Source organism: Flavobacterium sp. TR2 (assembly GCF_025252405.1).
Classification (GTDB): domain Bacteria; phylum Bacteroidota; class Bacteroidia; order Flavobacteriales; family Flavobacteriaceae; genus Flavobacterium.
The window spans coordinates 2997942-3024675 of the sequence record NZ_CP104307.1 but is presented as its reverse complement, the minus strand read 5'-3'; the positions used below and the strand labels follow the sequence as shown (position 1 = coordinate 3024675).

18 protein-coding genes are annotated in these 26734 nt (G+C 36.1%); 3 read left to right on the top strand and 15 right to left on the bottom strand.

From position 1 onward, the window contains the following. Window positions 1-13 precede the first annotated feature (13 nt). Window positions 14-793, top strand: a complete 780-nt coding sequence (locus tag N4T20_RS13330; RefSeq protein WP_260669625.1) for a 5'-nucleotidase C-terminal domain-containing protein — start codon at window positions 14-16, stop codon at window positions 791-793. 131 nt (window positions 794-924) lie between these two features. After that, window positions 925-1836 carry a bifunctional metallophosphatase/5'-nucleotidase gene (locus N4T20_RS13325; protein WP_260669624.1) on the top strand — a complete coding sequence of 304 codons (912 nt, stop codon included), beginning with the start codon at window positions 925-927 and terminating at the stop codon, window positions 1834-1836. Here N4T20_RS13325 and N4T20_RS13320 read toward each other — a convergent pair. The 9 genes from N4T20_RS13320 to rpsF form a co-directional block, all read right to left on the bottom strand. Further along, a complete protein-coding gene (locus tag N4T20_RS13320; RefSeq protein WP_260669623.1) occupies window positions 1823-2515 on the bottom strand; it encodes a hypothetical protein in 693 nt (230 codons plus the stop codon). The genes N4T20_RS13325 and N4T20_RS13320 overlap by 14 nt on opposite strands. Further along, on the bottom strand, window positions 2505-4508 hold the full coding sequence (ligA, locus tag N4T20_RS13315) for an NAD-dependent DNA ligase LigA (RefSeq protein WP_260669622.1): 2004 nt from the start codon (window positions 4506-4508) through the stop codon (window positions 2505-2507). Before ligA ends, N4T20_RS13320 begins: the two co-directional genes overlap by 11 nt. 243 nt (window positions 4509-4751) lie before the next feature. Continuing rightward, complete coding sequence (locus N4T20_RS13310) at window positions 4752-6689, bottom strand: OmpA family protein (protein ID WP_260669621.1); 1938 nt, start codon at window positions 6687-6689, stop codon at window positions 4752-4754. Window positions 6690-6700: 11 nt separating this feature from the next. Next, window positions 6701-7633 carry a type IX secretion system membrane protein PorP/SprF gene (locus tag N4T20_RS13305; protein WP_260669620.1) on the bottom strand — a complete coding sequence of 311 codons (933 nt, stop codon included), beginning with the start codon at window positions 7631-7633 and terminating at the stop codon, window positions 6701-6703. A gap of 47 nt (window positions 7634-7680) precedes the next feature. Beyond that, a complete protein-coding gene (locus tag N4T20_RS13300) occupies window positions 7681-17589 on the bottom strand; it encodes a gliding motility-associated C-terminal domain-containing protein (protein WP_260669619.1) in 9909 nt (3302 codons plus the stop codon). Between the two features lie 1163 nt (window positions 17590-18752). Next, complete coding sequence (locus N4T20_RS13295; RefSeq protein WP_260669618.1) at window positions 18753-19226, bottom strand: DUF6495 family protein; 474 nt, start codon at window positions 19224-19226, stop codon at window positions 18753-18755. 125 nt (window positions 19227-19351) lie between these two features. Continuing rightward, on the bottom strand, window positions 19352-19792 hold the full coding sequence (gene rplI, locus N4T20_RS13290; RefSeq protein WP_260669617.1) for a 50S ribosomal protein L9: 441 nt from the start codon (window positions 19790-19792) through the stop codon (window positions 19352-19354). Between the two features lie 68 nt (window positions 19793-19860). Beyond that, the gene (rpsR, locus tag N4T20_RS13285) at window positions 19861-20157 is read right to left on the bottom strand and encodes a 30S ribosomal protein S18 (protein WP_002987043.1); all 297 of its coding nucleotides are present in this window, start codon (window positions 20155-20157) and stop codon (window positions 19861-19863) included. Window positions 20158-20162: 5 nt separating this feature from the next. Beyond that, a complete protein-coding gene (gene rpsF, locus N4T20_RS13280) occupies window positions 20163-20504 on the bottom strand; it encodes a 30S ribosomal protein S6 (RefSeq protein WP_068842999.1) in 342 nt (113 codons plus the stop codon). 177 nt (window positions 20505-20681) lie between these two features. Between rpsF and N4T20_RS13275 the strand changes: the two genes are divergently transcribed. Beyond that, window positions 20682-21380, top strand: coding sequence for a LytR/AlgR family response regulator transcription factor (locus tag N4T20_RS13275; RefSeq protein WP_008463025.1), 699 nt, complete (start codon window positions 20682-20684; stop codon window positions 21378-21380). Window positions 21381-21388: 8 nt separating this feature from the next. Here N4T20_RS13275 and priA read toward each other — a convergent pair whose 3' ends face one another. The 6 genes from priA to N4T20_RS13245 are packed head-to-tail and all read right to left on the bottom strand — an operon-like array spanning window position 21389 to window position 26713. Continuing rightward, window positions 21389-23839, bottom strand: a complete 2451-nt coding sequence (priA, locus tag N4T20_RS13270; RefSeq protein WP_260669616.1) for a primosomal protein N' — start codon at window positions 23837-23839, stop codon at window positions 21389-21391. Between the two features lie 47 nt (window positions 23840-23886). Continuing rightward, window positions 23887-24291, bottom strand: coding sequence for a PIN domain-containing protein (locus tag N4T20_RS13265; RefSeq protein ID WP_260669615.1), 405 nt, complete (start codon window positions 24289-24291; stop codon window positions 23887-23889). After that, a complete protein-coding gene (locus N4T20_RS13260) occupies window positions 24291-24554 on the bottom strand; it encodes a hypothetical protein (protein WP_260669614.1) in 264 nt (87 codons plus the stop codon). The genes N4T20_RS13265 and N4T20_RS13260 overlap by 1 nt, the downstream gene beginning before the upstream one ends. A 60-nt stretch (window positions 24555-24614) precedes the next feature. After that, window positions 24615-25349 carry a subclass B1 metallo-beta-lactamase gene (gene bla-B1-FLAV / locus N4T20_RS13255; protein WP_260669613.1) on the bottom strand — a complete coding sequence of 245 codons (735 nt, stop codon included), beginning with the start codon at window positions 25347-25349 and terminating at the stop codon, window positions 24615-24617. A gap of 10 nt (window positions 25350-25359) precedes the next feature. After that, entirely contained in the window at window positions 25360-25788 is a 429-nt protein-coding gene (locus N4T20_RS13250; protein WP_260669612.1) for a DUF2147 domain-containing protein, read from the bottom strand. A gap of 1 nt (window position 25789) precedes the next feature. Next, a complete protein-coding gene (locus tag N4T20_RS13245; RefSeq protein WP_260669611.1) occupies window positions 25790-26713 on the bottom strand; it encodes a YihY/virulence factor BrkB family protein in 924 nt (307 codons plus the stop codon). Window positions 26714-26734: the final 21 nt, after the last annotated feature.

The following is a 26734-nucleotide window of genomic DNA, read 5'->3' as shown; positions in this document are numbered from 1 at the left end:
AGTTGCATTTAAAATGGTAAAACTAAAAAAGTATAACGGATTTTTAAAACTTTTTGTTATATTCTTAACACTTTTTTCAATCTCCTCATGTAGTACAAAAAACTACAATTTAACTAAAATTGAAGGGAAACAACTTCCTGTTACCGAAAAGACTGGGGAAACTTCTGAAATTGAAAACTTTATTAAGCCTTATCGCGATCACATCAATAAAGATTTGGATAATGTATTGGCGTATTGCCCTGAGACTCTTGACAAAAGCACTGGAAAATGGCAAACTGGCATTGGAAGTCTGATGGCAGATGTTTGCGTGCAAAGAGGAAACATTGTTTTTAACGCTCGTGAAAAGAAAAATATTGATGTATGTCTTTTAAATCATGGCGGTATTCGCGCTATTCTTCCTAAAGGAAATGTGACCACTAGAACGGCTTTTGAAATTATGCCTTTTGAAAACAGTTTGGTTGTGATGGCTTTAAAAGGAGATCAGATCTTAGAAATTGCATCGTATATTATTAAGGAGAAAAAACCTCAGCCATTGTCTGGAATGACTTTTACAATTACAAAAGATAATAAGGCAAAAGATATTATGGTGCAGGGCAAACCGCTTGATCTGAACAAGACGTATTATGTTGCTACAAATGACTATTTGGCAAATGGTGGCGATAGCATGACTTTCTTTGCAAAAAGCACTCAAAAGTTTGACTTAAATTACAAACTTAGAGATGTTTTAATTGATTATTTTAAAGAGGTAGACACAGTAGTTGCTCCAAAAAATATCAGAATTACAGAAGAATAAAAGAGTTTGCCGCGAATTACACAAATTTGCACAAATTTTTAAATGATTGAAAAACCAATTCGTGTTAATTCGTGAAATTGGTGGCAAAAAAGAAATTAAAACTACATAGCCTCTGGCAAAAAACATATAAAATGAAAAGAAGAGAGTTTATCGAAAAAACAGCAGCAAGTACTGCCCTACTAAGTTTAGGATTGTCTTTGAGCAGTTTTGAAAGTAACGATATTAAGCATTTAACAATTTTACATACTAATGATGTGCACAGCCACATTGATCCTTTTCCTGCTGACGATCCTCGCAATCCTAATAAAGGCGGTGTTTCTCGTCGTGCTGCATTGATTGAAACAATCCGCAGAGAAAACCCAAATGTGCTTTTATTGGATGCCGGTGATATTTTTCAGGGAACGCCATATTTTAATTATTATGGAGGCGAATTGGAGTTTAAATTGATGAGCATGATGAAATATGATGCTTCGACAATTGGAAACCACGATTTTGACAATGGTCTTGAGGGTTTGTATGCACAGCTTCCTCACGCAACTTTCGATTTTATCAACTCTAATTATGATTTTAAAAACACGGTTATGAACGGACACGTTAAACCGTACAAAATCTTTAATAAAAACGGAATTAAGGTTGGCGTTTTTGGCGTTGGAATTGAATTGCAAGGTTTGGTAGATAAAAAATTATACCTTGAAACGGTTTACAACAATCCTGTTGAAATTGCTCAGGATATGACAAAGCTTTTAAAACAAGAACAGAAATGTGATTTGATCATTTGTCTTTCGCATTTAGGCTATAAATACAAAGACGAGCCAACAAAAATTAGTGATTTGACATTTGCCGCACAGACTCAAGATATTGATCTGATTATTGGAGGCCACACGCATACTTTTTTGGACAAACCTACAGTTGTAAAAAATAAAGCTGGTAAAGATGTTTTGGTAAATCAAGTGGGATGTTACGGGATTAATTTAGGCCGTATCGATTTCTATTTTGATAAAGATAAACCTCATACCAATCAAAGCGCCACTATTGTGGTATAGCCTTTTTTTGAATTCTAGCTTTTTCTAAAAAGTATTCTACCATAAAGAAATAAGCTAGAATTTGAGTTGTATCTCGTATTAGGACCAGAACAACCGAATACGAGAAATACTCATTAAATATATAAAAGATATCAGAGAAAATGTAGCTTATTGCCATGAGCGACATTAATAGGGCGATATGTGTTCCTTTTGTAATATAGCTTACAAAACAGAAATAGCTTAATACGCTCAACACGATTCCGTAAACAGAATAAAGCACAATAAACTTTCTCATATTATCGAGTTGCAAACTCAAAACAGAGATTAATAAGTAGACGATAAATACCACCACGATAGAGATTGGCAGAATGTCCCGTTTGGTTAGTTTTATCCGTTCGTGTTCCCGAATAAATATGACAATGATTAGCGCATAAACGATCAGAAAACTAAGCACTCCTCCTATTTCGGAACTTTCAACATCCATTAAATCATATACCTGCCCCACGAAGCAAAAGAAGAAAATAAGACCTTCGATCTTTCTGATTTTAAACTCACTGCTGATTAAATAATAAATAAAAATTGCAGGAAGAACAATCGCTTTTGCATATGTCGCAAAAAAGTCTTGCTTTGCCCAATCAAAAATGATCGTGCAAAACAATGCCAGAAAGAACAAAATTAATGATGGTTTATTAGGCTTCATTCAATTTGTTTATAAAATCTTCTTCTGATAATATGGTGATGTTTAGCTTTGTTGCTTTTTCCAGTTTTGCTGGTCCCATATTATCTCCCGCGACTACAAAATCTGTTTTTGCAGAAATTGAGCTTCCTACTTTTCCTCCGTTATCTTCAATGGCTTTCTTTAATTCGTCTCTAGAAAATTGACTAAAGACGCCAGAAACCACAAAAGTTTTTCCAGCAAATTTATCAGTAGCGTTTGGGTTTATTTTTTCTTCAATTTCAAATTGAATACCATAACTTTTTAATCGTTCAATAATTTTTCTATTCTCTTCATTTTCGAAGAATTCGATAACGCTCTTGGCAATTCTTTCTCCGATTTCATCAACCAAAACCAAATCCATCAGCGAAGCTTGGCTTAAGGCATCAATATTTTTATAATGTTTTGCCAGTTTTTTGGCAACTGTCTCGCCTACAAAGCGAATTCCAAGCGCAAACAAAACGCTTTCAAACGGAATTTCTTTTGATTTCTGAACTCCGTTCACCAGATTTTCAGCCGATTTTTGAGCCATTCTTTCTAAATGCAGAATGTCTTCTACTTTTAATTCGTACAAATCAGCATAATTATGGACTAAGCCATTTTTGAATAATAAAGCAACTGTTTCGCCTCCAAGCCCTTCGATATCCATTGCTTTTCTTGAAATATAGTGCTGAATTCTTCCTATAATCTGCGGAGGGCATCCGTAAAAATTAGGGCAGTAATGATTGGCTTCACCAACATTTCGAACCAATTCGGTGTGGCATTCTGGACAGTAAGCAATATAATGTGTCGGTTCTGAATTTTCAGGACGTTTGTCTAAGTCTACGGCAATAATTTTTGGAATAATTTCTCCTCCTTTTTCGACAAAAACAGTGTCATTTATTCTAATATCTAATTTTTCAATCTGATCGGCATTATGCAGAGAGGCTCTTTTTACAATAGTTCCCGCAAGCTGTACAGGTTCTAAATTGGCAACTGGCGTAATGGCTCCTGTTCTTCCAACTTGATATGAAATTGACTTTAATTTGGTTGAAACCTGCTCCGATTTAAATTTGTACGCAATTGCCCAACGTGGAGATTTTGCGGTATATCCTAGTTCTTCCTGATGCTGAATGCTGTTCACTTTTACCACAACACCATCGGTTTCGTAAGGCAAATTGTGGCGGTGCACATCCCAATAATCAATAAAGTCAAAAACTTCGTGCATACTGTTGACAAGCTTTGCTTCTTTTGGCACCTTGAACCCCCAGCTTCTAGCCAGTTCCAATCCTTCATATTGTGTTTTAAAAGGCAGATTGTTTCCTGTTACAAAATAAAGCAAACACTCCAGCGGACGTTTGGCAACCTCAGCGCTGTCTTGCAATTTTAAACTTCCTGAAGCTGTATTTCTTGGATTTGAATAAGGCGTTTCTCCGATTTCGATTAATTCCTGATTCATTTTTTCAAAACCAGCAAATGGCAGAATTATTTCGCCACGAATATCAAATTTATCTGGATAATTTCCTTTTAAATGCAAAGGAACTGATTTGATCGTTTTTATATTGGTTGTCACCTCATCTCCCTGAAAACCATCTCCTCGAGTTAAGGCTTGAACTAATTTTCCGTTCTCGTAAGTAATGCTTATCGAGGCTCCATCGTATTTTAATTCGCAAGTATATTGCAAACTAACATTTCCTAAAACTTTCTGGATGCGGTTTTCCCAATCCAAAAGATCTTCTTTAGAATAAGAGTTATCCAAAGAGTACATTCTGTATTGATGTGCAATTGTTTTAAAGTTTTTGGTTACTGCTCCACCTACTCTTTGAGTTGGTGAATTTTCGTCAAAAAACTCCGGATGTTTATTTTCTAAATCCTGAAGCTCTTTCAGCTTAATGTCAAAATCGTAATCTGAAATCGTGGCATTGTCTAACACATAGTAATTATAATTGTGCTGATTAAGTTCATTTCGTAATGCTTGAATGGTCTCTTGAATGCTCATAAATGGAAAAATATTGCAGATTATTATAATGAAAAACTGAGTATCAAAATTAGAATTTATTTTTGTTCAAATGCAGAAAAAATAAAAGTTTTAGAAAATCAAAAATCAGACTGCAAATTCATGCAATCTGATTTTCTCCTTGTCCATTATTCTTAAAAAAGAATTAAAAAAACCAACTTCCAAATGGTTTCGACGTTTTATATTTTTAACTGAATATCAATATTTTACAGCGAAAATATAAAATTATTTTTGAATAATGATAAAGTCTGAACGTCTATTTAAGAGGTGCTCCTCTTCAGAACATTTTACACCATTTTTGCATTTATTAATTAATCGGGTTTCTCCATAACCAATTGCGCTCTCAATTCTAGAAGCATCTATGCCTTGCGAAAGAATGTAATCTCGTGTTGATTTTGCTCTATTGTCTGAAAGTTTTAAGTTATAGGAATCTTTTCCGCGCGAATCTGTGTGAGATTCAATTTTGATTTTGATGTTTGGAAACTTCTGCATAATAAATACAACCTTAGATAATTCTTCTACAGCTTTTGGCGTAATATCGTACTTGTCATAGTCGAAATAAATTGGGTTTACATCTACTTTTTCAACTCCTTGTTTTTTAACAACCAAATCATCATAATTGCTCAACTCAAAATTCACGTCTTTTATTTCGCCACCATTTTCACCAGTGGTTTCTACCGTTTTGTCGTCACTGCTGTAATTTGGTTTTGCCGCAATCATTTTGATTACTTTGTTGCAAGGAACTTCTATGGCATATTTTCCGTCAAAATTTGTTTTGGTTTCGCCTAAAACTTCGCTGAAAGAATTGTATGCCATGATGGTTACATCTGTCAAAGGCTTTTTCGTTTTATGGTCGATGGCCATTCCAGAAATACTCTGATTGCAGACTGGTTTTCCTTTTACAAAAGAATAAATGTCGTCATCTCCTTTTCCTCCTGCTCTATTTGAAGAAAAATAGCCGTAAGCATCTGTCTTGTCAATTATAAAAGAAAAGTCGTCTTTGTTGCTATTAATAGGTGCTCCAAGATTTTTTGGCACTGAAAAAGTGCCGTCAGCCTGAAGTTTGCTTTCGTAAACATCCAAATCTCCCCAGCCATAATGTCCATCGGACGAGAAATATAAAACTCCGTTTTGATAAAATGGAAACACTTCATTACCGATAGTATTAATATTTGGCCCAAGATTCTGAGGTGAGCTCATAGTTCCATCTGCCGCAATTTTTACCATGTATAAATCTGTTTCTCCTTGTCCGCCAGGCATATCTGAAGCAAAGAAAAGCAATCGCCCGTCTTCGCTTAATGCAGGATGCCCTACAGAGTAATCATCGCTATCAAAAAATACTTTCTCCGGATTTTCTAACTTATTATTGACGATCGATCCTTTCACAATCTGGAAATTATTTACTCTTGCCTCGTCCACTACCAATTTATTTTTCTTTACAATATTGGTTGAATAATAAATTGTCTTCCCTTGACTATCAAAACTTGCTGTAGCTTCATGATACTTAGTCATTACGTTCGGAAGAAAAACTGTTTCGTTGAATAGGCTTCCATCTGCCGGATTTCTTTCTGCTATATACAGATTAAGAAAAGGCTGGTTGTTCCAAGTGTACAGCTTTTCACTAAACTTTGTCGTATCGCGAGCGGATGTAAAGACTACATTGTCTTTAAAAAATGTAGCTCCAAAATCTGACTTACTGGTATTGATATCTAAATTTTTAATGGTATAAAGAGGTTTAGCTTTTGCTACGCTGTCCATGTATTTCTTTTGGGCAACATATCTGTTAATCTCTGTCTTATCTCCTTTTTTGTTTAGATATTCTTTTGTGATTTTGTCTGCTTCATCATAATCCATAACTGCTTTCATAGATTGGATATAGCGCAAATAGTAAATATCAGTCAGATTATTTCCCTGCACTTCGTAAAGTTTTCTGTACCATTTTAGTGCATTTCTAGAATCGGAAATAAAATAGTAGGAATCTGCCGCATTCTTCAAAGTCTGGGCTGATGGATCTTTTATGTTTTGCAAGCATTCTTCATAAGCTTTGGAAGCATCCTGATAAGAAAAGCTTCTAAACAAAGCATCAGCTTTCTTTAAATTAGTTTTTTGAGCGAAACTAAACGTAACGCTCAAAATTAAACATAGGATATATAGTTTTCTCATAAGTTTTATTTTTAGAAGAATCGAGGAGACTTAATTTTGCTTTGTTTTTGCACAAATTGATAACGCAAGATGAATTCGTGCGAACCATCGTTGTATTTGTTCAATTGGCTTACAGTATAATCAAAAGCATATCCAAGGTAGAAACTTGGCGATATCTGAAAACCTGCCAATATACTTACCGAATCGTCTGTTCGATAAGCTCCTCCTATAACAAACTTTTCCTGAATCATGAAATTTGCCGATATATCTGCAGTAATTGGAGCTCCGCTCACTGCTTTTACTAAAAATGCTGGTTTAAATTTTAAATTTGGATTCAAATCAAAAACATAACCTCCCATTAAGTAATAATGCATACGGTCATAATCGATAGATTCACGAACATCGTCATAGTAATCATTCTGAATAAAACTCGGAACAGAAAGCCCTACATACCATTTTTCTGTATAATAGTAAATTCCCGCTCCTACTGCTAGTTTCATTTGATTGTTAATGTTCTGATTTAACAGTACATCGTCATTATCATAATATCTTCCTTTTGACCAATCGACGTTCAACATTCTGGTACCGGCTTTAATACCAAAAGCCAATCTTTTTTCATAACCGAGAGGCAACGAATAAGAGAAGTTTCCGTCAAGATACAGTTCATTTGAAGGTCCGATTTTATCATTTACAACACTCAAACCTAATCCTAGTTTTTCATTTCTCAGAGGAGAATGAACGGAGAAAGACTGTGTTTCTGGAGCGCCGGGCATTCCAACCCACTGAGAACGATATAAAAGTGCTGCCTCTATGGTTCCGGTAGATCCAGCATATGCTGGATTTACCGCCATAGTGTTATACATATACTGGGTATACTCGGGATCTTGTTGTGCCGAAGCGCAAACCGAAATAAAAGAACATATTAAAATGAAATATGTTTCTAATGATTTTATATATAGTTTCATAACGATACTTATTTAGTTTAATTAATTAGATGATTAATAGAAGTGGGTTATCTCATGATAGACAACCAGCCTTTTTTAACCGTTCCATCTCCAATGGTTATCACATAAAAATAAGTACCTGTTGGCAGCATATCTCCTCTATTAACAACTCCGGAAACATTTGCTGTTCCGTTCCAATCATTTTCATAATGCGCTTTGCTATACACTAATGCTCCGTATCTGTTAAATACTTTCAGCTCGTTGTTAGGATAAGACTCAATACAGTCAATTCTGAACAAATCGTTTTTACCATCATTATTTGGAGTAAACTCATTGTAAACAGTTAGACAAATTGGTTCTAATGTAACTGAAGCCGAATTATTTGATGCATCAACATCTAAAGGAGTTGAAGTTTCTACGGTTGCCACAGTTGTATAATTGCCATTTGGCAACACTTCTGCAACAATTGTCAATACTACGCTCTGACCTGCGTTTAGCGTTGGAATTGTCCAAAGCTGTGTTGCCGGATCATATGTTCCTGATGTTGCAGATGAACTTACTAATTGTAATCCGCTAGGAAGTAAATCACTAACCAAAGTATTAATGAAATCGCCTTCTCCAACATTGTTTACCGTTATTGTAAATGTCACCTTATCTCCAAAATTCGGAGTTGGATTATCTACAGTATGAGTAATCGTTAAATCTGAACAGCTTGCTACGGTAACATTTAAAGTTTTAATTGTTCTTTCGTCACAATTATTCACATAAGCTACAGTTACAGTTCCCGGACCAATATCTGACCAAGAAACCGTTACAGAACCGTCATTTGTACCACCGCCAGAAACAATTGTACCTCCATTGATAGTCCACACATAATTAGATTTACCGTTTGCAATAGAATAAGTTACTCCTTTGAATACACATGGTGTATCATCTGTAGAAGCAATTTGAACTGCTGCATCGTTTTCAAATGCGATTGTAACTCCTAATCTTGGTCCGTTATCACAACCATTGAATGTATTAGCTAATGATCCTGCATAATAAGTTGTTGCAGTTAGCGGAGTTGTATTAGCCAATGGTGTTCCGCCTGTTGCAGACGCATACCAAACCACATTTGTTTCGTTTACCAAAATATTAGCCAATGTCGGTAAAGCAGATAAACAGAATGTCTGTGTGGTTCTTGACGTTGTTATCACGCTTGGTGAATTTACATTTACCGTTACAGCCAATCTTGCTGGATTTTCGCAACCAACTGTACTTGCAACTGCTCCATAATAAGTGCCTGTCGTAAGAGCTGTTGTTGGCGGAATTGCTGTTCCTCCTGTTGCTGTACTATACCACACCACATTTGCTTCGTTTACTTGAATATTAGCCACTGTAGGCGAATTTAAAGTACAGAAGTTTTGAGTGGTGTTAGCTGTAGTCGGTGTCGGACTAGGATTAACCACTGTAACAGTTACTTGCAAACGAGTTGAGCTTTCGCAACCCGCTGGATCAACAATATTTCCGAAATACACTCCAGAAGTAAGCGCTGTTCCTGCAGGAATTGCAGTTCCTCCTGTTGAAGCTGTATACCAAGTTACATTACTTTCGTTTACTTGAATATTTGCAATTGTTGGTGCATTTGCAGAACAGAAACTCTGCGCTGTATTGTTTGTTGTCGGATTTATTGTATTGCCAACCGTTACAGCCACTTGCAATCTTACACTGCTTTCGCATCCTGTCGCTGGATCTTTAATTGCTCCAAAATAAGTTTGTGTAGTTAGCGCAGCTGTAGAAGCTAAGGCTGTACCTCCTGTTTGCGTTGTGTACCAAACTACATTGCTTTCATTCACTTGAATATTAGCCACTGTCGGATTTGTACCTGTACAGAAAGTCTGTGCTGCAGCGTTTGTTGTTGGTGTTGCCGGGTCTGTTACATTCACATCAACTGGTAATCTGGTAGCGCTCTCGCAGCTCGTTGCCGGATCTGAGATCGCGGCAAAATACTGTCCTGTTGTCAAGGCTGTTGTTGGTGCAATCAATGTTCCGCCTGTTAAAGCTGTGTACCAAACGATGTTCGTTTGATTAAACTGAATGCTTGCAAAAGTAGGCGCATTTACTAAACAGAAGTTCTGCGGTCCTGTTGTCACCAAAGTCGGCGTTCCTGGATCAGTAACATTTGCTGTTATTGCTGATCGAACTGAGCTTTCACAGCCTGCCACATCTTTTATAGCTCCATAATAGATTGTTCCGTTAACCAATGCTGTTGTCGGATCTAATGAAGTTCCTCCTGTAGCAGAAAGATACCATACAACGCCTGTCTCATTTGCCTGAAGGTCAGCAACAGTCGGTGCATTTGCCAAACAGAAATTCTGAGGATTATTGGTAGATGTCGGTGTTCCCGGATCGGCAACATTTGCTGTTATTGCTGATCTAACTGAACTTTCGCAGCCTGCAACATCTTTAATGGCTCCATAATAGACTGTTCCATTAACCAATGCTGTTGTCGGATCTAATGAAGTTCCTCCTGTAGCAGAAAGATACCACACAACGCCTGTCTCATTTGCCTGAAGGTCAGCAACAGTCGGTGCATTTGCCAAACAGAAATTCTGAGGATTATTTGTAGATGTCGGTGTCCCCGGATCGGCAACATTTGCTGTTATTGCTGATCGAACTGAACTCTCGCAGCCTGCCACATCTTTAATGGCTCCATAATAGACTGTTCCATTAACCAATGCTGTTGTCGGATCTAACGAAGTTCCTCCTGTAGCAGAAAGATACCACACAACGCCTGTCTCATTTGCCTGAAGGTCAGCAACAGTCGGTGCATTTGCCAAACAGAAATTCTGAGGATTATTTGTAGATGTCGGTGTCCCCGGATCGGCAACATTTGCTGTTATTGCTGATCGAACTGAACTCTCGCAGCCTGCCACATCTTTAATGGCTCCATAATAGATTGTTCCGTTAACCAATGCTGTTGTAGGATCCAATGAAGTTCCTCCTGTAGCAGAAAGATACCATACAACGCCTGTCTCATTTGTCTGAAGGTCAGCAACAGTTGGCGCATTTGCCAAACAGAAGTTCTGAGGATTATTGGTAGATGTCGGTGTTCCCGGATCGGTAACATTTGCTGTTATTTGTGATCTAACTGAACTCTCGCAGCCTGCAACATCTTTTATAGCTCCATAATAAACTGTTCCGTTAACCAATGCTGTTGTCGGATCTAACGAAGTTCCTCCTGTAGCAGAAAGATACCACACAACGCCTGTCTCATTTGTCTGAAGGTCAGCAACAGTCGGCGCATTTGCCAAACAGAAGTTCTGAGGATTATTTGTAGATGTCGGTGTTCCCGGATCGGCAACATTTGCTGTTATTGCTGATCGAACTGAGCTTTCGCAGCCTGCAACATCTTTTATGGCTCCATAATAGATTGTTCCGTTAACCAATGCTGTTGTCGGATCCAATGAAGTTCCTCCTGTAGCAGAAAGATACCATACAACGCCTGTCTCATTTGTCTGAAGGTCAGCAACAGTCGGCGCATTTGCCAAACAGAAATTCTGAGGATTATTTGTAGATGTCGGTGTTCCAGGATCAGTAACATTTGCTGTTATTGCTGATCGAACTGAGCTTTCGCAGCCTGCAACATCTTTTATAGCTCCATAATAGATTGTTCCGTTAACCAATGCTGTTGTCGGATCTAATGAAGTTCCTCCTGTAGCAGAAAGATACCACACAACGCCTGCCTCATTTGCCTGAAGGTCAGCAACAGTTGGCGCATTTACCAAGCAGAAATTCTGAGGATTATTGGTAGATGTTGGAGTCGCTGGATCATTTACATTTACTGTGACTTCTAATCTTACTGAGCTTTCACATGACGTAGCCGCATCAGTTGCAGCTCCATAATAAATTCTGCTTACTAATGGAGTAGTTGAAGCAATTACGTTGCCTCCCGTAGCTGCATCATACCAAACAACATTGCTCTCGTTTACCTTAATATCAGCAACCGTTGGCGCGGCAGATAAACAGAAATTCTGAGTGCTGTTTGTAGTTGTCGGCGTATTTGGATCGCTAACAATGATTACCGCATCTTGCAATGTTCCTGCTAAATTTTCGCAAGTATTAGCGCTTGCAACAGCTACATAATATGTTTTCGGACTTACTGCTTTTGTTAAACCTGTAACGGTTAAAACACCCGCTGCATCTATTGCATAGGTAACTCCTGCTATTACAGCTCCGTTTGTTATTGGCTGTGTTTTATTAGCATCTAAGTACCAAGTAAATACTGGACTCGTTAATGTTGGTGCTGACGGAGTCAATGATGCTGGAACACCATTACAAACCGTTACATCATCAACCAAAATATCGTTTACTGTTGAAGGAGGCAAGATTGTGAATGTAATTTGTTTTCTGTCTGCTGCTGCAGTTTCACATAATTCATCCGAACTCACTCCAACAAAATAAGTATAAGTTCCCGGATCCAATCCGTTTACAATCAGCTGTGCAGTTGTTTCACCTGGAATTAACTGACTTGCTGTTCCATCAAAACGATACCAGTGATAAACAGGATTTGTTAAAACTGGCGTTCCGCTTAGGCTCGTTGCTAAAGTTACGGTTCCAGAAGCAGAACAAATTGATGTTGCTGTTCCTCCGTTTAAAGTAATATCTGTTAAAGCATTTACTGGTGCAGAAGCTTTTACCTCAACAGTAACTTCTCCTCTTGCATAACTTTCACAACCGTAACGTACTGGTTGTACATAGTATTTGTAAATACCTGCGGTTAAATTATCTGGCACCGTAAAAGTAGGTCCGCTTGCAACTAAGTTTCCACCTGTCTCTGCATCGTACCATCGATAAGTCGAACAGGACACTTCGGGTATTTGAAGCGTAATATCGGAACCCGGACAGACCGTTATTTTATTCTGAGGATCTGCCCCAATTACGGTCGTATTTGCTGTTCTCTCTACAGTATGAACTCTTAAGAAATCTAATACTCCAACAACACCTCCTAAACGGATTCTAACTCTGTCATAAATTTCTGTTGGAGAAGACACTAACACCATTGCCAATGAATTTCCTGGCAATAATTTTATGCTTAATAATGTACTTGTATTTTGAATTGGAGCACCAACTGCCACATTTCCTAAATAACGTTGAATTGTAAATCCTGTAAGCAGGTTCACGCTCAAAAGAGTTCCTGGTTTTGAAACCACAATTCTTAACGTATCGCTAAGAACAGAAGGTGTTTTAAATTGCACGGTTAAATCTGCAGACGCTAAAGCATCTACCCCGCTGTACATTGTTGCAAAAGTAGTGATATCATTATCAGCAATATTCCAAGCGTCACTAACCCCTACCGCTGCGGTTACAGCACCAACTGGCAGTCCTAAATCTGTTGCTCCGTAAAAAATATCTTGAATATCTCCTGAAGTACACGTTACGGAAGTAACCGGTTTTTTATAGTAAGCATCAAACACTTTTGTATTTAAAGCAACACTTAAAAGTGAAGAAGATTGAATACGAATACCGTCATAAGCTTGCGGTCCCGATGCATCTGAAGGCACAAAAGTAAATTCATAAGTGTTATCTCCTGAAATTAATTTTAAAAGTGATCCTGACACAGGCTGCATTGCGCCTATAGGAGCTCCTCCGATCGTTCCTACCACTGATAAGTTCTCACCAACAGCCAATAAACTATATTCAGAACCTAATTTAACCGTTACAGGAGTACCTTTTGCAATAGGAGATGCCCATGTTAAATTCTGCCATGTTGTTCCAACTCCTAAAAGCCCTAAACCTGTAGTAATTGTTGAGAATGTCTGAGGATTTCCGTCAACTGCATTAGGTCCATTTGAAACAGTTCCAGTTAGTATATTACCTTGAGATTGTGCAGATGCATAAACTCGTTCTGTCAAGTTTTGACAGCTTGTAAGATCTATTACATTGATTACCTTAGTTGCAGTTGCAGTACAGATTCCGTTGCTCGCAACCGCTGTATAAGTGTAAATTCCTGGAGTATTCAACGGGCCTGTTGTAAATGGAGGGCCTGCAATTGGATTTCCTTGCGGATCAAACCATGTAATAGTTCCTGTAGAAACTGCATTTAATGGCACATCTGTTCCAACATTTACAGATTCTTGCGGATTTGTCACTGTCAAACTTGGCACAGCATTTATTGTTACTGTAACAGTTTGTTTAGCTGAAGGACAAGTATTGGAAGCATCTTGAGCTTCTATAGAATAAATACCGCTTGTTGTTATGTTAGCTGCCGCATCGGCACTTATAACATTATTTGAAGGATCATAGAAAGTATAAGTAGTAGCTCCAGATGAATCAAAACCAACGATTGCATTTACCAAATTAGCACTTCCGCAAGCTTGCAGTGGAGTAGTGATAAGTGTTAAAGGTGTTCTCGAAGGAGAGTTGATTACAACTTCTTTTAATGATCCATTTGCATTCTCGCAAGTGCCGCCGTTAACTGCAGAGATAAAATAATTATAAGTAGTTCCGCTAGCTAAACCAGAAATAGAAAGTACTCCATTCGCATCTTTTGCATATGTTATGGTACCATCGATACTCCCATCTACAATTTCTCCTGTTTTGTTTTGATTTTTATAATATCTAAACTGAACACCTGCTATATTAGAAGATGGAGCTAAAACTGCCTCACCTGTACAAGTAGCCTCAATTGGACTTGCTATTACAATATTTGCATCTGTAGGAATTTGTAAAACAGGAACCGTAACCGGCTGACGAACGCTATTTACACATATTCCTCTTACAGATTCTACGTAATAAGTTGTTTCAGCTGTCAAAGCACCAGTATTGTAAGTATTGGTGTTTGTTGCTAAAGCAGTTCCGCCGCTCGCATCAGCAAACCAGCTAATTGTATCTCCTGCTGTAGTAGTTGCCGTTAATGTTGCCGATTGTCCAGAACAAATTGCAGGTGATATACCCGTAATAGTTGCCGCTTTATATTTAAATGAAGCCCCATAAATATCCAATTCGCTTAAAACTGATGCAACCCCGCCTAAACGTACTTGAACTCCAGAAAAACTATTCCCAGCAACAAAACTAGCTCTAAAACGATTTCCGCCTAAAAGCTGCACATTTAAAAGACTATTGATAGAACCTCCGTCACCATTATTTGTACCTCCATTATAACTTTCTAAAGAAATATAAGAAAGAGCACCAATATCTAAAACCCCAGTTGGCAAGCCAAGTTCTACTTCAATAATATCTCCTGCAAATCCAAAATTCGAAAAATCAAGTTTTTGCTGTATATAAGCTCCTACTCCAACTACATTTCGAAGAGTTGTTGCAGTATCAAAATCATTATCTATAGAATTTCCTTCTGTGCCTAAAACAGCCGAACAGCCAATACATAATCCATTTGTAAAAATTGTCTGCTGAAAAGGTCTCAAGCAAGAAGTAATTGCCGCTGGAGGTGTTACAACAACATTAATTGCTGTTCTAACACTGCTTAAACAATCAGAATTATTTCTTGCAGCAACATAAAATGTTTTGTCTGCAGTTAATGCTGGTGATGGCGTATAACTAGGACTATTAGTTACGAGAGCTCCTCCACCAGTTGGCACATCGTACCAGTCATAAGCAATTTGAGGAACAGGATTAGAAACTTGTAAAGTCACTACTTGTCCTGACTGAATAACTACTGTTGACGATGCTACTGTAGGTGCTGCAGGCAGTGGGCTCACATTAAGCGTAACTTGAGCGCGAGTTGGACTCGAACAATTTCCTATTACCCCTTCTACAAAATAATCTGTTGTTGCGTTCAATGCTGGAGTTGTAAAGACATTGCCTGTAAATACTAAATTCCCGCCTGTATCATACCAATTATAAGTAGTTCCAGCCACTGGCGCCTGCACCGTAATAGTAGATGTTTGTCCGGCACAAAGATTCACTGGAGTTGGCGTAACAGCTGGTGCAACAGGATTATCAATTAATACCTCAACCGAAGATCTTACGCTATTCACACAACCATTTCTTGTCACTTCTAGATAATAAGTCGCTGGTGCTGTTAAAGCTGGCGTTGTAAAAGATGCTGTTGACGCCAAAGAAGTTCCGCCTGTCGCCACATTATACCAGTTAACTGTTTCTCCTACCGCAAGCGCAGCAGTTAAAGTTGTGGTTGTTCCGCTGCAAATAGTTGTATTTCCAGAAACAGCGGGAGCTTTATATCTGTAGGATGCCTGATAAATATCTAAATTAGTTAAAAGACCTGCCACACCGCCTAGACGAACTTCTACGCGATCAAAATTGGCTCCTGCCGTAACACTTGCTCTATATCGAGTACCACTTAATAGTTGTAAAGTAATAAGAGGGTTGCTAATCGCAACTCTATCATTATTATAAGTTGCACCGTTATAAGTTGCCAGACTGACTGCACTCAATAGCTGAACATCGGCTAAACCACCCGGTAAATCTAACTCAACATCAACAATATCTCCAGCTTTTCCCGGATTAGCAAATTGCAATGTTTGCTGCATAGATCCTAAAACATTAGCAGGAATAGTAAGTCTTGTTGCAGTTGCAGGATTTCCGTCTACAGAAAAATTCGGATTTGTAGCACTACACAATAAACATACCCCTACTTGGGAAACCTGCTGGCTTCCTGCTTCAAGACAGCCCATTAAAGAGGCTGGCTGGACTGTAACAGTCACAGGAACTCTCGTTGCGCTAACACAATTTCCATTTGAACTTTGTGCTTCTACATAATAGGTTTTGGTAGCGGTTAAAATTGGAGTCGTAAAATTAGCTGTATTTGTCGCAACTGCATTTCCTCCAGCAGCCGTTTCGTACCAATTTAATTGCGCACCTGCATCGGGAGTTGAAGCGCTTAAAGTTGCGTTCTGGCCTGATTGTATTGTTACACTTTGAGTAAGAACTGTAGGCGTAGTCGGAACTGCTGTAGAAACAACATTCGTCTGTATTCTATTGCTGATACAGCTTCCAATAGAAGCTTCTACAAAAAATGGAGTAGTTCCTAAAGGAACAGTTGGAGAATACGTTGTACCAGTCGCCAATGCAGGACCGCCTGTCGAAGCCGAATACCATGAATAAGTCGTTCCTGGTACAGGATTTACAACCGATAAAGTAGTCTGCTGTGTAGCTCCTGTAGAACACACCGTAAGACCAGTGTTGCTAATTGCCGGTGCAACCGGATTAGAAACATTTAAAACAACAGGCACGCGAACATTTCCTTCGCATCCTGCTGCTCTAGTTATTCCTATATAATATGTTGTATTTGCTGTTAAAGCAGGAGTGGTATAAGTATTTCCTACCGCTAAAGCTGTTGTAGAAAATTCAGAACTATACCAGGCCAGCGTAGTGCCAGCTGCAGGTGTTGCAGTAAGAGTTGTTGGAACTCCTGCACAAACAGTCTGTGTTAAACCTCCCGTTACGGTTGGCTGCGCAAATTCTAATCTAACATCATAAACTCTTAAGTTTACCAAAAGACTTACCAAACCTCCAACCTGAATTTGAATTTGGTTGGTATCGCCCGTTACGGGAAACTTTGCAACAGCAACAGTATTGCCGCTTAATAAATTTAAATTCAAAAGCGGACTGTTTAAAGCCACACTTGAACCTACATTTACCCCAGAATTTTTAGCTTGTATTGAAGCATTTGACAATAAACTTAAATCAAGCAAGCCATTACCTGTGCCAAAATAAATAGCAATTTGGTCACCAGCCCGAGCCGTTTGGTTTAAAGTCATTGTCTCTTCGGCAACACATCCTAACAATCCGACACCGTTTGTTAGTGTTGCGTAAGTAGATAAGCCAGCACTATCATAAGCATTGGCTGGACTATTAACATCTACTCCAATACACAAAAGTCCTCCCCCTGCACTATTTGTTTGAGACACAGGTCTACAAATAGTCTGAGAGAATACATTAGTGCATATAAAGAATAAAGTTAAAAGTCCCAATAATCTCTTTTGAAAGAGATCACAAAAAGTAAATTTTTTTTTCATAATTTGGAAGATTAGAAAATGGACAATAAAACACCTCTTGCAGTAAGTGCACGCACCTACGCAATTAAACAATCAATTAAAAATCAAACAGTTAAAACAATTCTTAGTGGTTTAAAAAAAACCTCTAAATTTTGTTTTAATAAAAAAAATTATGTTGAATTCGACATACCGAAATATGCCGGAGAACAAACTTGATCTCTCTGAGATAAAATTTGTTCCGCTTTTTTTGAGGAAAAATGATTGTAGTCAGTTTTCCAAGAGGAGTGATTTGTTGCAGGTCTAATTTTCATAATGAAAATTTTTAGTTGAAGTAGAACTGGGGATTCTTTTTATATATGTAAATTCATTTGTTTAGAGAAAGTTGATTACTCTTTCCTAAAATCATAGCTGCAAAGGCTAACTTGAATTTATTTATATCCAACAAAATTATTGCTCTCTGTAATCTGCCCGCCGAATGGGGTAATTACAAGAAAGCAAACTAAAATGCAAACCTTTTAAAAAAAAATGAAATATTGTATCGCGATTAAATTTATCGCTGAGACGAAGTAAGCTTAATAGAATAAAATATAAAGCCGAAATAAAGTAAACAACTAAAGTAAATTTGATAAAGAAAGTAATTGTCAATTCCATACACAGACTTATTAAGTTATTATATAATTTTTCTAATTCAATCTCAACAATAAAATAATGATCTATTATTGCAGAAACACAAAAGAAAAACTTTGTTTAACTTTTGTTACCTAAAATTAGGAAAAACAAAAACATAAAACAAGCCTAAAATTCTTATAATTTATTCTTAAAACTTTAATTTAAAAATTGTACACATAGAAAAACATCAGAAAAAACGCTACTTTTAACATAATTTTACTGCCTTTTATTACTTAACCAAAATATCAAACAAAATATGTTAAATCAATAAAAAAGAAGTATATTCCTACATAAAAGAGAAATATTTCGACAAAACCATCATTAATAAAGACTAAAAGTATGTTTCTTTGACAAAAAACTTAAATGCAAGGAATAAATTGAAAAATATTTAAAAAACCACGTAGAAATACGGGGATAAAACCATCAAAAAGATTAAACAAAAGTTAAAAAGCAACAAAAAAAGGCAAACAATTAATATTCAACTGTTTGCCTTTTTGAAATCTTTAAAAATATAATTAAGACTCAATAATTGTATTAATTTGATTAAATAACTGACCATCACTTAAAAAAGCCCCTTGTTGGATCAATTCAAAAATCGAAGCATTTCGTTCCTCTGTAAAAACCTTCTTCCCAACTTTCATTTCTATATTATCCGTAAACATATTATCACTCAACCATTGAAGCCCATCTTTAGTCAAAAAATCAACCTCTGGAGAAAATGATTTCAAAACAATCGATTTAATATAAGTATCAAAACAATGAAATAGAAATATATGATTTTTAGAAAAATGTTCTAAGTATTCTGCTCTCGTCAATACTCCTTCCCAAATCAAATCAGAAAAAACATCGAGTTCTTGCTCAGCAACTTCTGGCTTATTAACCTTTAGCTCCTCCCATTCTTTTCTATCTATTGCTTGTGTGGCCAAAAAACTTGCAAATTCAGCGTGCAATTCATCAAATTGCTCTTTTGTCAATCTTGCGTATTTCATTTTGTTTTGTGCTTTACGCTTTAAGCCTTAACCATACAGAAAATTAAACGCTTAAAGACTAATTATTTTTATTGTAAAAAAAAATCCCGATTTTCATCGGGATTCTTATATAGATTTACAAACTATTACTTTTCAGCAACAATTTCGTAAGCTAAGTCAACGATAACATCTCTGTGTAAACGAACTGTAGCATTGTATTTTCCAATACGTTTTACAACACCGCTAGTGATGAATTTTCTATCGATAGCATTTCCAGATTTCTCTAAAGCTTCAGCGATATCAATGTTTGTGATAGAACCAAAAAGTTTCTCTCCACCAGCTTTTGCAGTAAGTTTAATTTCAAGAGCTTTTAAAGTTTCAGCTAATGCTTTAGCATCAGCAACAATTTTAGCTTCTTTGTGTGCTCTTTGTTTTAGGTTTTCAGCTAAAACTTTTTTAGCAGAAGGAGTTGCTAATGTAGCAAATCCTTGAGGAATTAAAAAGTTACGTCCGTAACCAGGTTTTACAGATACTACATCATCTTTAAATCCTAAGTTCTGTACGTCTTGTTTTAAAATAATTTCCATGTTGTTGTCCTTATATTTTAGAAGTTAGGTTCTGCTTGAACAGAAACCAGCGACTAGATTTTTTTATACTATTTTAATAAATCGGCCACGTATGGCATTAAAGCTAAGTGACGAGCTCTTTTTACAGCTACAGAAACTTTTCTTTGGTATTTTAATGAAGTTCCAGTTAAACGACGAGGAAGAATTTTTCCTTGCTCGTTAACGAATTTCAATAAGAAATCAGCATCTTTATAATCGATATATTTGATTCCAGATTTTTTGAAACGGCAATACTTTTTAGTTTTGTTAGTTTCAATGTTTAAAGGCGTTAAATATCTGATATCTCCGTCTTTTTTTCCTTTTGCAGATTGCTCAATTGTAGACATAATAATTACGCTTTAGTAGATTTTAATTTTGCTCTTCTTCTCTCAGCCCATGAAATAGCATGTTTATCTAAACTTACAGTTAAGAAACGCATAACTCTTTCGTCACGTCTGAATTCAGTTTCAAAAGCTAAAAGAACTTCTCCAGCTACTTTGAATTCGAATAAGTGATAAAAACCACTTTTTTTGTTTTGGATTTCGTAAGCCATTTTTTTAAGACCCCAATCCTCTTTCGATACCATTTCAGCTCCTCTACTAGTAAGAAATTCTTCAAATTTCGTTACTGTTTCCTTCACCTGAACCTCAGATAAAACGGGATTTAAAATGAAAACAGTTTCATAATGATTCATAAATAAAAAATTTATTTGTTAAAATTGGGTGCAAAAGTAAGCATTTAATTTATATATGCAACATTTTTTTTCTTTTATTCGTCATAATGCAAAAAATATGCCCCAACCTTAGTTTTTTTTACAAAAAAATAATACATTTACTATTGCTATCCTGAATTTATTCTAAATTTAAATGTTATGAAACTAAACTGTGTTGTTGTAGATGATAGTTCTATACAAAGGACAATTATTGCCAAATTGGTTAATAATCACCCAGGCTTGCATTTAATCGGGGATTTTTCTAATGCAATTGAAGCAAAAAGTTGTATCTCATTAAATAATATTGATTTAATATTTCTTGATATAGAAATGCCAGTTATTAACGGATTTGATTTTCTTGACGGATTAAAATCAAAACCGCAGATTATATTTATTACTTCTAAAGCTGAATATGCCTTAAAAGCTTTTGACTATGACGCTACCGATTATCTTCAAAAACCGATTGCAGTGGATCGTTTTAATGCCTCTGTAAAAAGAGCAATCGATATGCATCTGCTTAAAAAGGATATTAAAGAAGAAGAAGGCGAGCATATTTTCATCAAAAGTAATCTAAAAAAACTAAAAATATTCACTTCAAAAATAAAGTGGATTGAAGCTTTTGGAGATTATGTAAGAGTAGTAACCGAAGACGACAGCAATCTTGTCCTTTCTACTATGAAATCTTTTGAAAACGATTTATCAAAAGATAAATTTATCCGTGTCCACAAATCGTACATCATTAATATTGATAAGGTAGAGCGCTTTAACAGCAAATTTGCCGAAATAGGCATTACCAAAATACCATTAAGCCGCAATAAAAAAGAAGATCTTGTAAAAGCGCTTTCAACTTCTTCTTAAATAACAGCTTAATAGAAATCTACATTAATCACAACTTTTATAGCTCTGTATTGAGCCACAGCTTCAAAACTATTCAGCATTTTCTGGATAGTTTTTTTTGTATTTCCTAAATGTAGGTTTTGCGGAATCTTAATCAAAATGGTTCTGATGTATTCATTTCGTATTCTGCTAATCGCTGGCTCTTCTGGCCCTAAAACCGGCATTCCTAAATTCTGGCTCAAAACCTGATACAGCCACATTGCCCCTTCTTTCAGCTTATCAAAATCTTTGTGCTTTAGCGTCAATTTTATAATCCTGAAATATGGCGGATATCTGTAGATTTGCCTGTCATACAACTGCTCTTTATACATACCTATATAATTATGGTCTGTAACCTGCTGAATTGTATTATGGTTGGGGTTATAGGTTTGAATCACAACTTTCCCTTGCTTTTCAGATCTTCCTGCTCTTCCCGCAACCTGTGTCATCATCTGAAAACTACGCTCAAAAGCCCTAAAATCTGGGTGATGAAGCATATTATCTGCATTCATAATCCCGACCAGACCCACATTATCAAAATCAAGCCCTTTAGCCAGCATTTGCGTACCGACTAAAATATCAATTTCACGATTTTTAAACGTATCGATTATTTTTTCAAAACCAAATTTGCCTCGAGTCGTATCCTGATCCATTCTAGCTGTTTTAGCCTTTGGAAAAAGCGAAGACAACTCCTGTTCTATTTGCTCAGTTCCAAATCCTTTTGTAGTCAAATCTATACTCGAACAGCTGTGGCAATTAGTAGGTTTTGCAATTGAATAGCCGCAATAATGGCAGCGAAGCTGATTTTTATGTTTATGATAAGTCAAGCTCACATCGCACTGCTGGCAATGCGGAACGTGTCCACAGGTTAAACATTCAATTATAGGCGAATATCCTCTTCTGTTTTGAAACAAAATAACTTGTTCGCCCAACGACAATGATTCAGTGATTTCTTCTATCAGAAGATCGCTAAAATGACCTGTCATTCTTTTTCTAAAATGTTTGTCTTTTATATCAACCAAAACCACTTCAGGCAAACGGACATTTTTATAACGTTCAAAAAGCGTTACCAATCCGTATTTATCATTTTGGGTATTAAAATAAGTTTCTATGCTAGGTGTTGCCGAGCCTAATAAAACTTTGGCTTTATGAAAATTAGCCAAAACAATCGCAGCATCTCTCGCGTGATATCTAGGCGCAGGATCGGTCTGTTTGAAAGTCTGCTCGTGCTCTTCGTCAACGATTAATAATCCTAAATCATTAAAAGGCAAGAACAGAGCCGATCTCGCTCCTATTACAATTTGCGCTTTTGGCGAATTTTCAAGCGTCTGCTTCCAAACCTCAACCCTTTCATTATTGCTATATTTAGAATGAAAAACAGCTACTTTATCGCCAAAATGAAGATGAAGCCTGTAAACCAGCTGAGTAGTAAGCGCAATTTCTGGCAAGAGATACAAAACTTGTTTTCCAGTATGCAGATATTCCTCAATTAACTTGATATAAATTTCGGTTTTTCCGCTCGAAGTTACACCGTGCAGCAGGCATACTTCTTTTTCTAAAAAACTATTCTTTATCCCCAAAAAAGCATTTTCTTGAGCTTTGCTTAATTGCAGTTCTTTTTCTGTTTTTTCACCGTTAAATGCAACTCGATCATGCTGCAAATAATATTCTTCGAATATTTCTTTTTCTACTAATGATTTTACCGCTGTAGAGCCCGCATTTGAAACTTCTACAAGCTTCTTAACCGTAATTGGCTTTTTTTCTGAAGCACTGATTTGAAAATAAGCCAAAACAATTTCCCTTTGTTTATTGGCATTTTTCAATACTGCCAGCAGCTCTTCCAAACCACTGTCAGATTCGTATTTTGAATGCAGTTTTACATATCTAACCAGCTTTGGCTTGTATGTCTCTTTTATTTCTTCTTCTAAAAAAATAATATCCTTAGCGATTAGCTTTTGCAGAATCGGAAGTATATTTTTTTTATTTAAAATTGAAGTGATTTCCTGAACTTTCAACGAACTCTGATGATGCAACGCTTCATAAATTAGAAATTCATCATCAGAAAGTTCGCTGTCATTTACCACAACATCGGGTTTATGCGAAATAATGGTTTCGCTCTCAAGCAATAATCCGCTTGGAAATGCGCCTCGATACACATCGCCAATGCCGCACATATAGTAGCTTGCTACCCAAAGCCAGTGTTTAATCTGGATTTCGGTCGCGATTGGTTTTTCATCCAAAATCTGATGAATTTCTTTGGCTTCATACAATGTCGGCGCATTTTCATGAACATCCAGAACAAGCGCCGTATATATTTTGCTTTTGCCAAAGGGCACAGCAACACGCATTCCTTTTTTAATGAAATGAAATTCGGCTTCAGAAATTCGGTATGTAAATGTCTTAGCTAAAGAAAGCGGTAAAATGACTTCGATGAAATGCATACAGATATTTTATAAGATTTGAGAAATGAATCTAAGCGAAATCATAATTAGTTTCTTTCAAACCAATTCTCCATTATAATTCCTTCTAAAAGCTTAAAATCATTTGTATTATCTGTAACCAAAGTCAATTGATTCTCAACTGCGGTAACTCCAATTAAAAGATCAAATTCATCATTAATAGGTTTTCCAATTCTTCTAAGCCTAACTTTTTCAATAGCATATCTTTTAATAGAACCAAAAATCGGAAGTATTGTCAACCCTTTCAAAAATATATCTACAGCTTTATTAGATTTTAAAGGATCATCACTATTTTCAGCACCAAAACGAAGTTCTGCAACTGTTATTTCAGAAATATAACAATTTTCAAGACCAACTTCTTTAATAATTTTATCAAGATTAAGCTTTCCTCTCAGAAAGAAAACACAAATACTTGTATCTAACAAATAGCCCATTAAAACTTAATTTCTTTATTTTTGAAGTTTCTATTAGATTTTATTTCAGAAACAATTTCTTCTGCAGATTTTTCAGATGCAAAAGCTCCAAAAGATTTATAAAAGTTATTCTCTTTTAATTTGCTACTTTTTATCGATTTTGTTAGTCTTTCTATGAGTTCAATTTTATTAGAAAAACTAAGCCCCTCAAATAAATTTGAATAAGCTTCAAGTATATTTTTATCCGTTACAGTCATTCTATCTTTCTTTACTGATTCAAACACAAAATTAAGCTATTTTTAAACTCTAAACGCAGATTGCCAGTTTTAAAAATTCATTTTTTCTTATGACTTTGTTGCCAAATACTCTTTAACCATCTTCAAGGTATGATCTATAGATTTGCTTGTTGTTCCGCCATCATGCCCTGGAATAACGTATTTTGGATTTTTAAATTTTGACTGAACCTTTTTAATAGATTTTTCCCATTCTTTGACATCAGCGTCTCCCAAATAGCCCAAATCTTTTGCTTCTTCACTTTTTACAAAACATCCTCCGTAAAGAATCTTGTCTTTCCCAAACCATGCAACAATATTGTCTGGTGCGTGCCCTTTTCCTGGGTAATACATTTCAAACTTATATTGTCCAACAGTAAAAACGGTATCATTCGGAATTACAAATTCAGCTCTTGGCTCGTTTTTCTTTTTCAGAATATCATCGGTCAACTTTATAGAATACGTTTTAATTCCCTTTTTTCTATAAAAATCAAATCCTCCAGCACGATCTTCATGCGAATGTGTGCCAAAAAGCATCACAACCTGTTTGTTATGCTTAGCTTTTATACTGTCCAACAAGGGTTGAAACTGAGTTTTATCCCATGGGGCATCAAAAAGCACCACGCCTTTATCTGTAACAAGATACATGGCATTGGCAGAAATAAGTGTTCCATTATAATCATGAAACGTCTTATAAACATAAAAGTCACCTGTTAGATGACTTATTAGCAATGGCGAATTCTTAGATTGTCCAAAACTATTTGAAACTGTGGCTAAGAATAAAATTATCGCAGTTAATTTTCGCATTAGATTTTAATTAATTTTTTACTCTCGTCCAATATTGTGTTCTTCCCATTAAAGAAATTCCAACATAACCGCGAAGCTTTAATTTATCGGCAGATTCTAATGTAACATAACATTTGTATTTCTTACCGCTTGTTGGATCTAGAATTGTCCCTCCGTTATACTCAGAACCGTCTTTCTTAAGTCCGTTTATGATAACCATTCCTAAAATTGGCTTATTCTTTTCAGCGCCTTCACATTTTACACATACATCTTTTTTGTGGCTTTCACGAAGTATATCTACGATCTTGCCATATATTTTTCCAGATTTCTCGTAAATCTCTACAACAGATTTTGCTTCGCCAGTTTCATCGTCAATTGTCTTCCATTTTCCAATTACACTTTGACTTTGCATGGTTAGTGCAAAGAAGAACACTCCGATAGTTAGCATCAAATTTTTCATATTATTTTTCTTTTTTTTGTTTTAATTTTCTGATAGAAGCATTCAATTCGAACCCTAAAAGCAGAATCATACAGTTTATCCAAATATAAAACATTAGAATTAATAATGTCCCAATTGAACCATAAAGTTCGTTGTATTTTGAAAATTTTATAACCCAAATCCCAAAAAAGAACGAAGATATAACAATTAAGATCGTTGTAAAAACAGAACCAATGCTAATAAAAGGCACTTTGTTGTACTGTTTTGTACCATAACGCAATAATATTGAAGATGTTATCAAAATCATTAAAATGACAAACAAATATCGCCCTAAAATTATCAGCGGAATTCGGTCGCTCAACACATCTTGAATAATTGTTTTTTGAATAAAAACCTCAAATACAACGATTGTAGCCACGGTTACAAACAGAATGACAGTCATAACCAACGAAATAGCTAAGGCAACAAGATACTGTCTAAAAAATCCGCGTTTATCAAAAACGTGTTTAGAGGATTCAAAACCGCTTAATATTCCGTTAATTCCATTGGCCATTAAAAAAATCGAAAGCAAAAATCCAGACGACAATAATCCTGAGTGACTATTATTTAAAATGTCGCTGATAATTTTACTGATTGCATCGAAGGTATTTGGAGGAACACTCTGCTGTACGAACTGTAGAAAATCTTCCTGAAAATTATCTATCGGAATAAACGGAATTAAGTTTAAGATAAATAGCGCAAAAGGAAATAAAGCCATAAAAAAGCTAAAAGAAACCGCACTCGCATGATATGAAAATGCTCCTTCAAGAATACCTAAAGTGTACATTTCAAGCAAATCATACAAAGAAAATCCCTCTAGCCAAGGGAATTTTATTCTTTTAAAAAGTCGGGCCAGATTGCGAATTACAGGCAATTTTTCAATCTGATCTTCTATCTCTTGCGACATATTTTTTTTAGATTTTTAGAC

Coding starts and splice junctions, on each gene's coding strand:
- rplI (WP_260669617.1), bottom strand. CDS start 19,792: ATGGAAATTATTTTAAAACAAGACGTACAGAACTTAGGATTTAAAGAT.
- N4T20_RS13320 (WP_260669623.1), bottom strand. CDS start 2,515: ATGAAGCCTAATAAACCATCATTAATTTTGTTCTTTCTGGCATTGTTT.
- N4T20_RS13265 (WP_260669615.1), bottom strand. CDS start 24,291: ATGGGCTATTTGTTAGATACAAGTATTTGTGTTTTCTTTCTGAGAGGA.
- N4T20_RS13330 (WP_260669625.1), top strand. CDS start 14: ATGGTAAAACTAAAAAAGTATAACGGATTTTTAAAACTTTTTGTTATA.
- N4T20_RS13310 (WP_260669621.1), bottom strand. CDS start 6,689: ATGAGAAAACTATATATCCTATGTTTAATTTTGAGCGTTACGTTTAGT.
- N4T20_RS13325 (WP_260669624.1), top strand. CDS start 925: ATGAAAAGAAGAGAGTTTATCGAAAAAACAGCAGCAAGTACTGCCCTA.
- N4T20_RS13295 (WP_260669618.1), bottom strand. CDS start 19,226: ATGAAATACGCAAGATTGACAAAAGAGCAATTTGATGAATTGCACGCT.
- N4T20_RS13250 (WP_260669612.1), bottom strand. CDS start 25,788: ATGAAAAATTTGATGCTAACTATCGGAGTGTTCTTCTTTGCACTAACC.
- rpsF (WP_068842999.1), bottom strand. CDS start 20,504: ATGAATCATTATGAAACTGTTTTCATTTTAAATCCCGTTTTATCTGAG.
- N4T20_RS13305 (WP_260669620.1), bottom strand. CDS start 7,633: ATGAAACTATATATAAAATCATTAGAAACATATTTCATTTTAATATGT.
- N4T20_RS13275 (WP_008463025.1), top strand. CDS start 20,682: ATGAAACTAAACTGTGTTGTTGTAGATGATAGTTCTATACAAAGGACA.
- priA (WP_260669616.1), bottom strand. CDS start 23,839: ATGCATTTCATCGAAGTCATTTTACCGCTTTCTTTAGCTAAGACATTT.
- bla-B1-FLAV (WP_260669613.1), bottom strand. CDS start 25,349: ATGCGAAAATTAACTGCGATAATTTTATTCTTAGCCACAGTTTCAAAT.
- N4T20_RS13300 (WP_260669619.1), bottom strand. CDS start 17,589: ATGAAAAAAAAATTTACTTTTTGTGATCTCTTTCAAAAGAGATTATTG.
- rpsR (WP_002987043.1), bottom strand. CDS start 20,157: ATGTCTACAATTGAGCAATCTGCAAAAGGAAAAAAAGACGGAGATATC.
- N4T20_RS13245 (WP_260669611.1), bottom strand. CDS start 26,713: ATGTCGCAAGAGATAGAAGATCAGATTGAAAAATTGCCTGTAATTCGC.
- ligA (WP_260669622.1), bottom strand. CDS start 4,508: ATGAGCATTCAAGAGACCATTCAAGCATTACGAAATGAACTTAATCAG.